The sequence below is a fragment of the Ensifer sp. ENS07 genome, from assembly GCF_014852185.1.
Taxonomy (GTDB): Bacteria; Pseudomonadota; Alphaproteobacteria; order Rhizobiales; family Rhizobiaceae; genus Ensifer; species Ensifer adhaerens.
The window spans coordinates 748162-760423 of record NZ_JACVBE010000002.1; the positions used below are offsets into that span (position 1 = coordinate 748162).

General features: G+C 63.4%; 10 protein-coding genes. 3 read left to right on the forward strand and 7 right to left on the reverse strand.

Features of this window, described 5'->3' with window-relative positions; translation table 11 throughout:
• Positions 1 to 876, reverse strand: a complete 876-nt coding sequence (gene panC / locus IB277_RS10840) for a pantoate--beta-alanine ligase (RefSeq protein ID WP_089043446.1) — start codon at positions 874 to 876, stop codon at positions 1 to 3.
• Between the two features lie 249 nt (positions 877 to 1125).
• Here panC and IB277_RS10845 point away from each other — a divergent pair, with 249 nt between their 5' ends.
• The 3 genes from IB277_RS10845 (at position 1126) to IB277_RS10855 (ending at position 3013) form a co-directional block, all read left to right on the forward strand.
• Complete coding sequence (locus tag IB277_RS10845) at positions 1126 to 1425, forward strand: hypothetical protein (protein WP_060515939.1); 300 nt, start codon at positions 1126 to 1128, stop codon at positions 1423 to 1425.
• A 320-nt stretch (positions 1426 to 1745) separates the two neighbouring features.
• The gene (locus IB277_RS10850) at positions 1746 to 2156 is read left to right on the forward strand and encodes a VOC family protein (RefSeq protein ID WP_060515938.1); all 411 of its coding nucleotides are present in this window, start codon (positions 1746 to 1748) and stop codon (positions 2154 to 2156) included.
• Positions 2157 to 2359: 203 nt separating this feature from the next.
• Entirely contained in the window at positions 2360 to 3013 is a 654-nt protein-coding gene (locus IB277_RS10855; protein ID WP_110818681.1) for a CatB-related O-acetyltransferase, read from the forward strand.
• Positions 3014 to 3047: 34 nt separating this feature from the next.
• Here IB277_RS10855 and ligA read toward each other — a convergent pair whose 3' ends face one another.
• From ligA to ftsZ, 6 genes are all read right to left on the reverse strand, one after another.
• On the reverse strand, positions 3048 to 5204 hold the full coding sequence (gene ligA, locus IB277_RS10860; protein WP_110818682.1) for an NAD-dependent DNA ligase LigA: 2157 nt from the start codon (positions 5202 to 5204) through the stop codon (positions 3048 to 3050).
• A 75-nt stretch (positions 5205 to 5279) separates the two neighbouring features.
• The gene (locus tag IB277_RS10865) at positions 5280 to 6269 is read right to left on the reverse strand and encodes a hypothetical protein (RefSeq protein ID WP_146242992.1); all 990 of its coding nucleotides are present in this window, start codon (positions 6267 to 6269) and stop codon (positions 5280 to 5282) included.
• 157 nt (positions 6270 to 6426) lie between these two features.
• Complete coding sequence (gene recN / locus IB277_RS10870; RefSeq protein WP_060515935.1) at positions 6427 to 8100, reverse strand: DNA repair protein RecN; 1674 nt, start codon at positions 8098 to 8100, stop codon at positions 6427 to 6429.
• 37 nt (positions 8101 to 8137) lie between these two features.
• The gene (locus tag IB277_RS10875; RefSeq protein ID WP_034792504.1) at positions 8138 to 9004 is read right to left on the reverse strand and encodes an outer membrane protein assembly factor BamD; all 867 of its coding nucleotides are present in this window, start codon (positions 9002 to 9004) and stop codon (positions 8138 to 8140) included.
• 173 nt (positions 9005 to 9177) lie between these two features.
• A complete protein-coding gene (gene lpxC / locus IB277_RS10880) occupies positions 9178 to 10131 on the reverse strand; it encodes a UDP-3-O-acyl-N-acetylglucosamine deacetylase (protein WP_034792502.1) in 954 nt (317 codons plus the stop codon).
• Positions 10132 to 10465: 334 nt separating this feature from the next.
• A complete protein-coding gene (gene ftsZ, locus IB277_RS10885; protein WP_110818684.1) occupies positions 10466 to 12253 on the reverse strand; it encodes a cell division protein FtsZ in 1788 nt (595 codons plus the stop codon).
• Positions 12254 to 12262: the final 9 nt, after the last annotated feature.

Below are 12262 nucleotides of genomic sequence, written 5' to 3' on the forward strand. Positions count from 1 at the left end.
TCAGGCAACCTTTGCAAATGATGCGGATTTCGGGGCGATCACGCGATTGTCGAGCAGCTTCGTCGTGCCGAAGCGGACGAAGAGCAGAAGCAGCACCGGCCGGTCGCCGATCGTTTCGATCGTCTCCAGCGTCTCGGGATCGCGCACCGCTACGACCTCGGGCTTCGCCAAGGGCTCGCTCGCCAGAAACTCGGTCACGGCCTTTTCGAGTGCGGCGACATCGCTGACGCCGGAGGCGACGAGGTGCTGCGCCTCATCCAACGCCTTCGGCACGATCGCCGCGGCACGCCGCTCTTCGGCCGTCAGGTACACGTTGCGCGACGAGCAGGCGAGCCCGTCGGCCTCGCGCACCGTCGGCACGCCGATCACGGTCACCGGCTGGGCGAGATCGTCCACCATGCGGCGGATGATCTGCAGCTGCTGGAAATCCTTCTCGCCGAAATAGGCGCGATCGGGCCCAACGATGTTGAAGAGCTTGGTGACGACGGTGGCAACACCGGCGAAATGACCGGGACGCACGGAGCCCTCGAGCTCGCTGCCAAGCGTCGGCACGTCGACGACCGTTTCCATCGGTCGCGGATACATGTCGGCAACACCGGGGGCAAAGAGATAGTTGACGCTGCCCGCTTCGAGCATCGCCTGGTCGCGGGCGAGATCGCGCGGATATTTGGAAAGATCCTCGTTGGCGCCGAACTGCAGCGGATTGACGAAGATGCTGGCGACGACGACGTCGTTTTCCTCGCGGGCCCGGCGCATCAGCTCCATATGGCCGACATGCAGGTAGCCCATGGTCGGCACGAAGCCGACCGTCTTGCCGGCGCGTCTATGCTCGGCAAGCGCTGCACGCAGCTCGGCGATGGTGGTGAAAGTCTTCATCTCCGGACCCTCCAATCCGCGCCGGCGCCCTGCCCTTTGGGATGCTGGCGCGCTGCCTTCGCAGATGGCCGCGACCTGCTCCGCGAAAAGGCATTTGCATAAAATTCGGCTGCAATCCTCTATCTTGTGCAGCGCAAAAAAACAATCGGATAGATGACAGCTTGGTGACGCTCAGCCGCGCTTGACTTCCACCGGCAGCCTGTCACGGTTGGCGATCGATGCCACCTGCAACCCACGCTGGAGAGCAAGATGAAACCCTGCCTGCGCCTTCTCGGCGTTCTCGTCCCGACGCTTGCCTTCGCCGCTGCGGCCGAAGCAAAAATCCCGCTGGTCAACGCCACCTGCCCCGGCAAGATCGAGGTCCATGCCGACGAAGGCGGCCCGATCTACATCAACGGCAAGGAAGCCAAGCTCAAGGTGTTCAACGAGAACTACTACGAAGCGCACGGCGCCGGCGTCACCATCTCGCTCAGCATCAATCCCGACGGCTCGCCGAGCGTGTCCTACACCGGCAAGGGCGGCGCCAACGGCGTGTGCACCGTGAAGTGACAATAACATCGAGCAGCGGCGCGCGCCCTTGGGGCCGCTCGCAGCCGCTAGCACCGTCGATCCTATTTGCAGCATCGAAGCAGGTCTCGCTCCGCTTGAAGACCTGTAGTTGCACCCCACATCAGCCCGGCTCAAAAAATCTTTGAGCCGGTGTCGGGATCGTCGACCGGCATTCGTCCTTAGGGCAACTCCAGGAAAAGTGCGACGCAGTTTTCCGTCTGGAGTTGCGTCAATCAAAGAGTTGGATCGCTTCGTGGTTTCGCCGAAACAACGAAGTGATCAGATCCGTAAAACACGAAATCCATTCCAAGGAGCATTTCATGCGCATGATTTTCGTAAACCTGCCGGTCAAGGATCTGAAGGCCTCGCGCGCATTCTTCGCCGCCCTCGGCTTCACCTTCAACGAGCAGTTCTCCGACGACACCGCCGCCTGCACGGTGATCTCGGACAATATTTTCGTCATGCTTCTGACCGAGCCGAAGTTCCGCGACTTCATCACCGGCGAGATCAGCGACGCCCGGAAAGGAACCGAGGTCATTACCGCCCTTTCCGCGTCCAGCCGCGCTGAATGCGACGACATGCTCGCCAAGGCGCTCGCTGCCGGCGCCAAGCCCTGGAAGCCGGCTCTCGACTACGGCTTCATGTACGGCATTTCCTTCCAGGACCTCGACGGTCACGTCTGGGAATTCATGTGGATGGACCAGGAAGCCGCCCAGCAGCAGGCCTCCTGATCTCGCGCAGTGCCCCGAACTTTGCGCCTGCCGCCAAAAGCGGCGGGCCTTTTTGTGTGATGGAATGATCGCAGTGCCTGCCAAAGCTTCCGGTCGGCGCCCGATTTGAGAAGAAAGCGACCGGTGAATCCGATAGTTGGGACGGGATACGAATGGCGAGCGACGCGCAGCTTCGCTTGCAAGCATTGAGAATGAGGAACCCCATGTCCACGAAGGTCGAAGCCAAGCATTGGTCCAAGGTCGAGCTCTTGCATGAGACAGTGCGCAACCCGAACATTCACGTGCGCGGCAGCAACAGCTACTACAGCAACGCCTGGACCGGATCCTTCGAGGAAAGTGTCGTTCGCTACCTCTATGGCGACGACTACAGCCTCAGGGCCTGGGAACCGCAATGGCCAATCGATCAACTGCTGATCGGCGACTATGTCGCGATTGGCGCCGAGGCGGTGATCCTCATGGGCGGCAACCACACCCATCGCACCGATTGGGTGAGCCTCTATCCCTTCCTCGATGTGATCGGCGAAGCCTATGTCGGCAAGGGCGACACCGTCATCGGCGACGGCGCCTGGATCGGCATGCGCGCCATGATCATGCCGGGTGTGACGCTCGGCGAAGGCGCCGTCATCGCGTCGGGTGCCATCGTGACGAAGGACGTTGCGCCCTACACCATCGTTGCGGGGAACCCTGCCCGCCCCGTGCGCCAGCGTTTCCCCGCGACCGATGTTGCGACGCTGATTGCGCTCGGCATCTACCAGTGGGAACGGTCAAAGTTCGACGCGCTGCGCCGTTTCATCTGCGCCGACGATATTGCCGCCCTGAAAGCCGCCTCCGAAGAGTACGACAGCAGGCAGGCGTAACGACGCTCTGCCGATTGCATGCAACCGGCGGGGATTACCCGCCGATCAGCGCCAGCCACTCGTCCTCGTCCATGGTCGCGACGCCGAGTTCGCGGGCCTTGTCGAGCTTGGAGCCGGCACCCGGTCCGGCAACGACGATATCGGTCTTCTTCGACACGGAACCTGCCACCTTGGCGCCGAGGCTCTCGGCCTTGGCCTTGGCTTCATCGCGCGTCATCTTTTCGAGCGAACCGGTGAAGACGACCGTCTTGCCGGCGACCGGGCTGTCGCTCGCGACCGGCGCTTCCGCTGCCTCCGGCGTCACCTCCGACAACAGCCGGGTGACGACTTCGAGGTTGCGCGGCTCCTTGTAGAACTCGACGATGGCACGGGCGACCACCTCGCCGATGCCGTCGATGCTGTTGAGTTCATTCCAGGCGTCGCCCGTAAACGTCGACGCGTCGCGCATCGCTTCGCCGAAGTGCTCGTAGGTGCCATAGGAACGCGCCAGCAGCTTTGCCGTCGTCTCGCCCACATGGCGAATGCCGAGCGCATAGATGAAACGCTGCAGCGCGATCGAACGGCGCGTATTGATGGCGTCGTAAAGCTTGCGCACGCTGACGCGGCCGAAGCCGTCGATGTTTTCGAGCTTGGTGAGCGACGACGCCTCCTGGCGTTTCTCCAGCGTGAAGATATCCGGCGCCGTGCGGATCATCAGCGTCGGGTCTTCGCTTTCGAAGAAGAACTCGATCTGCTTCGAACCGAGGCCCTCGATGTCGTAGGCGTTGCGCGAGACGAAGTGCTTCAGGTGCTCGACGGCCTGCGCGCGGCAGACGAAACCGCCGGTGCAGCGGCGCACCGCATCTACCTTGCCGGTCTTCTCGTTGATGTCGCGCACCGCACGGCTGCCGCAGACCGGGCATGTGGTCGGGAAGCGATAGGGCTCGCTCCCCTCCTTGCGCTCGTCCATGACCACGTCGACGATCTGTGGAATGACGTCGCCGGCGCGCTGGACGATCACCATGTCGCCGATGCGGATGTCGCGGCCCTCGCGGATCGCCTCGCCCGAATTGCCGAGACCCTTGATGTAATCCTCGTTGTGCAGCGTCGCATTGGTGACGACGACGCCACCGACTGTGATCGGCTCAAGGCGTGCCACCGGCGTCAGCGCGCCGGTGCGGCCCACCTGGATGTCGATCGCCGTCAGCCGGGTGAAGGCTTGCTCGGCAGGAAACTTGTGCGCGGTTGCCCAGCGCGGCGAGCGCGAACGGAAGCCGAGGCGGGCCTGCAGGTCGAGCCGGTCGACCTTGTAGACGACGCCGTCGATATCGTAGTCGAGATCCGGCCGTTCGCGCTCGATGTGGTGGTAATGCTCCAGCAGCGCGTCGGCCGAGGAGAGCCGCTGCATCAGCGGGTTGACCGGGAAGCCCCAGCTCTTGAACACCTCGACCATGCCCATCTGCGTGTCGGCGGGCATTTCCGAGATCTCGCCCCAGGCATAGGCAAAGAAACGCAGCTTGCGGCTCGCCGTCACCTTGGCGTCGAGCTGGCGCAGCGAGCCCGAAGCGGTGTTGCGCGGGTTGACATAGAGCGGCTTGCCGAGCGCCGCCATCTCGGCGTTGAGCGCGGCAAAGTCCGATTTCGCCATATAGATTTCGCCGCGTACCTCGACGACATCGGGCGCACCTGCCGGCAGCGTCTGCGGGATCATGCCGATGGTGCGGATATTGGCGGTGACGTTTTCGCCAGTCGTACCGTCGCCGCGGGTCGCGGCCGTCACCAGCCGGCGGTTCTCATAGCGCAGCGACATGGAGAGCCCGTCGATCTTTGGCTCGGCGGTAAAGGCGATGGAGTTGTCCGGCAGTTGGCCGAGGAAACGATAGACCGAGGCGACGAAATCGCGCGCGTCCTCGTCGGAAAACGTGTTGTCGAGCGACAGCATCGGCCGGGCGTGCACGACGGGCTGGAAGGTGACGGAGGGTGCAGCACCCACCTTCTTCGAGGGGCTGTCTTCGCGGATGAGCGCCGGAAAGCGCTGCTCGATCGCGTCGTTGCGCCGCTTCAGCGCGTCATAGTCCGCATCCGAAATCTCCGGCGCGTCCTGGCCATGATAAAGCGCGTCATGGCGCGCAAGCTCGGCCGCGAGAAAGGCAAGCTCTTCGGCCGCTTCCGTTTCGTTGAGATTCTCGACGGGTTTCAATTCTTGGGACATGCGCGACGACTCCGGATTCGAAGTCGTTTTGTAGAGCAACTGATGGGAAAGAAAAGACCGTCCGGCGCCGTCGGCTCACGCGCCAGTGGCATTGACGGCCCCCGGCGCGAGCCCGGCAAGCGACCTGACATCCAGTTCGCACCAGCGTTCATAGCGCCTCTGATAACGGCAGCGGATGGCCTCGAGATCCTTTTTCTGGACACCACGCTTGCAGTAGATCCATTTGCCTTCCGCCTGGCCACGCATCACCCGGCTCACCGGCTGCAGGCCGAACATCTTCAGGATCGCGGCCCCGCCCTTGTCCCAGCCGATGCTGTAGATGTCGATGCCGTCGGGCGGGAACGTGTGGTGTTCGAGGATCGCCGAAACCGTCGCCCAGACGAGAATGCCGTTCTGCCTGCGGCGCTCGGCGCGCATGGAATCGAGCAGGAAGCTCATATTGAGGATGGTCGCGAGATAGACGACCTTCGCCTTTCGCGCCTGCGGATGGGCAAGCAGCCCGCTCGCCAGCAGGTTGCCAAAGGCATAGTGCCCCTGCAGGAACAGTTTGAAGTGGTTCTTCTCGAAGGCGTAGTAGTCGATGAAGCCGAAGATGTTGCCGTCGAGGTCCTGCAGGCAGATCAGGCTGTAGGGGTCGGAATGGAACGCTCTCATATCCTCTTCGGGATCGATCGCGCCGCTGCGAAACACATCCTGTGCCTTGCGGACCACCTCATAGGCAACCGCCGTCGGCGCCGGGACGCGGACAAGATAGGAACGGTCCCCGTGCGCACAGGGCGCCACAAGCGCCAATGGCGTGACTTCGTCCGCGTTCGGCGGCTGAGGATCGGCCTCCTCCTCCGCCAGCCCGACCTGCGAGGCGTGTCGCAGCCTTGCGACGAGAGTTGCTGCAGTCACGGCGATCGCAACGCACGCGAACACCCCGAAGCCGCCCAGTTCCTGGTTCGCTTCCTTTATCGTCAGGATAAGGCCGGCATAGGCGAGCGCGATGAGCAGGATCAGTTCCGGATGCGCACGCATCTGCGCAAACCGGATCTCCAGTCTATGCTCGAGTTTCTCCCACATGCCCGAAGTGCCCCAACCGCAGAGGAAATAGAACACGGGTGCAGCGGCGCAACAATTCAACCAAAAGGCTAGGAAGCCCAAGGCCGTGGGTTCAGATGAACACTCTGAGGACATCGCATCCCTCAGCCGCCGATGTTCCACTTGGCGCCAGGATGATCTAGCCGTTGCCGGAAAGCAGGCGAGCGGCAGCCGCCCTCGCCTCTTCGGTGATCGAGGCGCCGGCAAGCATGCGGGCGATTTCCTCGGTGCGCGCCTTGTCGTCCATGCGGGCGACACGGGTGGAAATCATCTCGGCCTTTTCGGTCGAAGGACCCTTGGAGATCAGAAGATGCGTTGCCGCACGGGCTGCGACCTGCGGCGCGTGGGTGACGGAGAGCACCTGCACCGTTGCCGAGAGCCGCTTCAGCCGCTGGCCGATGGCATCGGCCACCGCACCGCCGACACCGGTGTCGATTTCATCAAAGACGAGCGTCGGCGCCGAGCCGCGATCGGCAAGCGCCACCTTCAGCGCCAGCAGGAAGCGCGAAAGTTCGCCGCCGGAAGCCACCTTCATGATCGGGCCCGGCCGCGTGCCGGGGTTGGTCTGGACGTGGAACTCGACGAGGTCGATACCGTCGACCGTCGGCAGCGACGGATCGCTTTGCACCTCGACCATGAAGCGTGCCCGCTCGAGCTTCAACGCCGGCAGTTCGGCCATGACAGCGTCGGAAAGCGCGGTCGCGGTATGGCGACGCTTTTCGGAGAGCGAGCGCGCCGAAGCGTCGAACGCTACCCGCGCCACGCCGACTTGTGCATCGAGCTGCTTCAGCTTTTCCTCGCCGGCATCGAGATCGGCGAGATCGGAAATCATGCGAACGGCGAGTGCCGGCAGTTCCGTGACCGGAACCGAATATTTGCGGCTGGCGGCGCGCAGCGCGAACAGCCGCTCCTCCACCCGCTCCAGCTCCTTCGGATCGAACTCCGTGTTGCGCAACGCCCGCTCGACCGACATCTGCGCGTCCGAAAGCTGGTTGAGCGCACCGTCGAGCAACTCGACCGTTTCTTCGAGCAGGCCCGGCGCCTCCTGGCTCTTGCGCTCGAGACGGCGCACGAGCGAGGCGATCAGCGGAACCGGCGAAGCGTTGCCGTTCAGAAACTCCGAGGCCTCGTTGATGTCGCCGGCGATGCGCTCGGCCTTCATCATCCGCGCCCGGTTCTCGGCAAGCTCGTCCTCTTCGCCGTCGCGGGGGCTGAGCTTCTCCAGTTCTTCGACCGAAGACCGAAGATAGTCCGCCTCGCGCGCGGCCGCCTCGACCCGCTCGCGGTGCTTCTTCAGGCCGCGCTCGGCATCCTTCCAGGCGCGATAGAGTTCGCTCACATGCGCCGCTTCTTCGGCGGTGCCACCGAAGGCGTCGAGAAGCGTGCGGTGCGCATCGATATCGACGAGCGCGCGGTCGTCGTGCTGTCCGTGAATTTCGACCAGCGTCTGGCCAAGCTGGCGCATCAGCTGGACGCTGATCGGCTGGTCGTTGACATAGGCCTTGGTGCGGCCGTCGGCCGACTGCACGCGACGAAAGATCAGGTCGCCGTCGTCGTCGATGCCGTTTTCCCTGAGCATCAGCCGCGCCGAATGCCCCATCGGCACGTCGAAGACCGCCGTCACCTGCCCCTTGTCGGAACCGTGGCGAACGAGCGAGCCATCGCCGCGCCCGCCAAGGGCGAGCGACAGGCTGTCGAGAAGGATGGACTTGCCGGCCCCGGTTTCACCGGTCAGCACCGAGAGCCCGGCGTCGAAATTGAGATCGAGCCGTTCAATCAGGACGATATCGCGGATCGAAAGCTGGGCAAGCATCCGGGGTTATATCTTCCTTGAAGGGCGCCGATAGATATCAGGCGCCGACGAGTTTCTTGGCGGCGCGCGAAATCCAGGAGTTGCCGCTTTCACGCGGCTCAAGGCCACCCGACTGCAGCAGCTTGAAGCTATCGTTGTACCACTGGCTGTCCGGGTAGTTGTGACCGAGAACGGCGGCAGCGGTCTGCGCCTCCTGGGTCACGCCCATCGCGAAATAGGCTTCCGTCAGGCGCGCCAGCGCTTCTTCAACCTGGTTGGTGTTCGGATACTGCTCGACGACGACGCGGAAACGCGACACGGCGGCAAGGTATTCCTTGCGCTCGAGATAGTAGCGGCCGACCTGCATCTCCTTGCCGGCCAGCTGGTCGCGGGCAAAGCGGATCTTCGACTTGGCGTCGTCGACATATTCGGAGTCCGGGTAGCGGTCTACGACCGCCTGCATGGCTTCGATCGCCTTGAAGGCCGGCTTCTGGTCCTGCGTCACCGCCGGGATCTGCTTGGTATAGGCGAGACCCTGGATGTACTGCGCATAGGCCGCGTCTTCCGACTGCGGATAAAGATTGAGGTAGCGGCCGGTGGCGTTGATTGCCTCCTGGTACTGACCGTTACGGTAAGAAACGAAGGCGTTCATGACCAGCGCCTTGCGGGCATATTCCGAGAACGGATGCTGGCGGTCGAGCGCTTCGAACTTGCGCGCCGCCTCCGTCGTCTTGCCGGCATTGAGGTTGGCGAGGCCCTGATTGTAGAGCACTTCCGGCGGATCGGTTTCGGCCGTCAGCTTGGTGATGTCGATATCGGGATCGTTCTGGCAGGCGGTAATCAGGGCGCTGCCGGCAACGGCCGCGACAATGACGGCGGCGACGCGCGCTGACTTTTTCAAATCCACAGAAACTGCAAGAACCATCGGATATTCCCGTTCCATTCTGCGGGCATGGACCCCGCCAGACATGCGCTTTTAGAGCAAGTTACCTTGAGACCGCAACGTCATGATCGGTGATTCATGCAAATTTGTGGCAGCTCTATCATGAAAATGCCGGCCTTTCGGCCGGCGACTGGAGGAGATGATGACTTTTCTTGTTATGCGGACCAGGGCGCGAAGCCCGGAGCTGCCACTGCAACCATATCGCGCGCGCGGGTACGCTGGCGCGGGGTTGCCGTTTCGACGACTTCGTAGGCCGTCGGGTCGCTGAGAAGTGCCTTCAGCGCGTTGGCGTTCATCTTGTGGCCGCCGCGGTACGAGCGGTAGCAGCCGATGAACGGCGCGCCGGCGAGCGAGAGGTCGCCAACCGCATCGAGCGTCTTGTGGCGCACGAATTCGTCGGTGTAGCGCAGGCCCTCGACGTTGATCACCGTGTTGTCGTCGGAAATGACGACGGAGTTTTCGAGCGAGGAGCCGAGCGCAAAACCAGCCGCCCAGAGGCGTTCGACATCGCGCATGAAGCCGAAGGTGCGGGCACGCGACAGCTCGCGCTTGAAGACCGAAGGCGTCATGTCGCCCTTCCAGGCCTGGCGGCCGATCAGCGGGCAATCGAAATCGATCTCGACCTCGAAGCGCATGCCGTCATAGGGCGTGAACTCCGACCAGGAGGCACCCGATTCGATGCGCACCGGCTTGACGATGCGGATGTAGCGACGCTTGACCGCAAGGGCGCGAACGCCCACCTGCTCGATCGCGTCGATGAAGGGTTCGGAGCTGCCGTCCATGATCGGCATTTCGGCGCCGTGCACTTCGACCGTGAGGTTGTCGAGGCCGAGCGCGTAGATCGCCGCCATCACATGCTCGATCGTGGCGATCGAAGTCGCCGGCGACATCCCGAGAACGGTGCAGAGATCGGTGTTGCCGACCTGCGAGGAAACCGCCTTGTATTCGCTGACCCGGCCGTTGGAGAGAACGCGCTGGAAAACGATGCCCGCATCGGCTTCGGCCGGATGGAAGGTGATCGACACTTCCGCACCGGAATGAACGCCAATTCCCTTGAGCGTTACCGGGCTTGCAATCGTCGTCTGAAACCCGAGCAATTCGATTCCCATTCTCGTCACTTTCAATACCTGTGGCCAATGGCCAAAACCTGCTGGTGGACGCAACGATCTTCAGGGCACAAGAAAGATGCCCGAGAGTCCCGGCTCAACGACCGGTCCTCTGCGTTTCGAACAGACAGCGCTTGATCGAATCGCATGCGTCCCCAATTCCGAGTCTGAAAATAGGAGTTTGGAGGCACCATTCCAAATCACTGTTCGTTTCGCTTTGTTACGCATTTGCGACGGTCCGTAACATCGAATCAAACACCTGAAATAATGAACAAAATGCAAAAATGCCCGGGCAGTTGCCCGGGCATTCGGCAAGGTGAAGGAACGGGCCTTCCAATCAGTTCGATTGACGGCGCAGGAACGCCGGGATTTCGAGCTGATCATCTTCTTGCGGGCGCGCCTGCGGCGAAGCGCGACCGTGATCGTCAAGCTGGCCGCGGCGCGGCGCATAGAGGCTCGCTTCCGGCGAGAGCGGCCGGCGCTGCTGGGAAGCAGCGGTCGGGGCGGAAGCCGTCATGTCGGCGGCTGCCGGGGTCTGTTCGCGGTCACGCAGGCCGAGCGAGCTGGTGATGCGGTTGAGCAGACCCATCGGGCCGCGCTCTTCCTGCATCGGGGCAGCCGGCTGTGCGCGGCGGTCCATCTCTGCCTTTACGACCGGCGGAAAGTCTTCGACCTTCGGCATGCGAACCTGTTCCGGCTGCTGGCGCATGACCGGAGCGACGGGCTCCTGGCGCATGATCGGCTGCGGCTGGGGCTGAACCGGCTGCATCTGCGGCTGCGGCTGGCGCATGACCGGAGCGGCCTCTACCGGTGCAGCACCGGCGAAGAGCTTGCTCTGGGGACGAAAGCTGTCGTCGTGCATCGCCTGCTGAACCGGGGCCTGGGCCTGCACCTGGGCAGCCCGGGTCGCGATGTCGAGCTCGCGCTCCATTTCGGCTTCGCGGATGGCGGCTGCGATCTGGTCGGCGGTTGCCTGCTGCTGCATCGGCTGCTGAACCGGCTGGGCGACCGGCTGCTGCATCACCGGCTGGTGAACCGGGGCCGGCTGGTGCTGGGCAACCGGCTGCGGCTGCTGGGCCGGAACGGCGGCGGACGGGCGGACGACCGGCTTTGCTGCTACCGGACGAAAGTCGGCGGAACGACCCGCCACCTCCGCGGCCGTGCGGTCGATGCCGGTGGCAACGACCGAGACGCGGATGAGGCCTTCGAGGTCTTCGTCGAACGTCGCGCCGAGGATGATGTTGGCATCCGGGTCGACTTCTTCGCGAATACGGGTAGCCGCTTCGTCGAGTTCGAACAGGGTGAGGTCGCGGCCGCCGGTGATCGAGATCAGGAGGCCCTGGGCGCCCTTCATCGAGGTTTCGTCGAGCAGCGGGTTGGCGATCGCGGCTTCGGCGGCGGCCAGTGCGCGGCCTTCGCCCGAAGCTTCGCCGGTGCCCATCATGGCGCGGCCCATTTCGCGCATCACCGAGCGGACGTCGGCGAAGTCGAGGTTGATGAGGCCTTCCTTGACCATGAGGTCGGTGATGCAGGCAACGCCCGAATAGAGAACCTGGTCGGCCATAGCAAACGCGTCCGCAAAGGTCGTGCGGTCGTTGGCGATGCGGAAGAGGTTCTGGTTCGGGATGACGATCAGGGTGTCGACCGACTTCTGCAGTTCGGCGATGCCCTGGTCGGCGAGCCGCATGCGGCGCGCGCCTTCGAAATGGAACGGCTTGGTGACGACGCCGACCGTCAGGATGCCCTTGTTGCGGGCGGCCTGTGCGACGATCGGGGCTGCACCGGTGCCGGTGCCGCCGCCCATGCCGGCGGTGACGAAGCACATGTGGGTGCCGTTGAGGTGATCGATGATCTCATCGATGCACTCTTCGGCGGCCGCGCGGCCGACTTCCGGCTGCGAACCGGCGCCGAGACCTTCGGTGACGGCGACGCCCATCTGGATGATGCGCTCGGCCTTGGTCATGGTGAGTGCCTGGGCATCCGTGTTGGCGACGACGAAATCGACGCCCTGGAGGCCTGCGGTGATCATGTTGTTGACAGCATTGCCGCCGCCGCCACCTACACCAAAGACGGTGATGCGGGGCTTCAGCTCCGTGATATCCGGCTTCTGCAAGTTGATAGTCATAGTCCCGTT

What these genes read in the sequence shown, in the direction of transcription:
- lpxC (WP_034792502.1), bottom strand. Translation starts at nt 10,131, where the DNA reads ATGGGAATCGAATTGCTCGGGTTTCAGACGACGATTGCAAGCCCGGTA.
- IB277_RS10875 (WP_034792504.1), bottom strand. Translation starts at nt 9,004, where the DNA reads ATGGTTCTTGCAGTTTCTGTGGATTTGAAAAAGTCAGCGCGCGTCGCC.
- IB277_RS10850 (WP_060515938.1), top strand. Translation starts at nt 1,746, where the DNA reads ATGCGCATGATTTTCGTAAACCTGCCGGTCAAGGATCTGAAGGCCTCG.
- panC (WP_089043446.1), bottom strand. Translation starts at nt 876, where the DNA reads ATGAAGACTTTCACCACCATCGCCGAGCTGCGTGCAGCGCTTGCCGAG.
- recN (WP_060515935.1), bottom strand. Translation starts at nt 8,100, where the DNA reads ATGCTTGCCCAGCTTTCGATCCGCGATATCGTCCTGATTGAACGGCTC.
- IB277_RS10865 (WP_146242992.1), bottom strand. Translation starts at nt 6,269, where the DNA reads ATGTGGGAGAAACTCGAGCATAGACTGGAGATCCGGTTTGCGCAGATG.
- IB277_RS10845 (WP_060515939.1), top strand. Translation starts at nt 1,126, where the DNA reads ATGAAACCCTGCCTGCGCCTTCTCGGCGTTCTCGTCCCGACGCTTGCC.
- ftsZ (WP_110818684.1), bottom strand. Translation starts at nt 12,253, where the DNA reads ATGACTATCAACTTGCAGAAGCCGGATATCACGGAGCTGAAGCCCCGC.
- ligA (WP_110818682.1), bottom strand. Translation starts at nt 5,204, where the DNA reads ATGTCCCAAGAATTGAAACCCGTCGAGAATCTCAACGAAACGGAAGCG.
- IB277_RS10855 (WP_110818681.1), top strand. Translation starts at nt 2,360, where the DNA reads ATGTCCACGAAGGTCGAAGCCAAGCATTGGTCCAAGGTCGAGCTCTTG.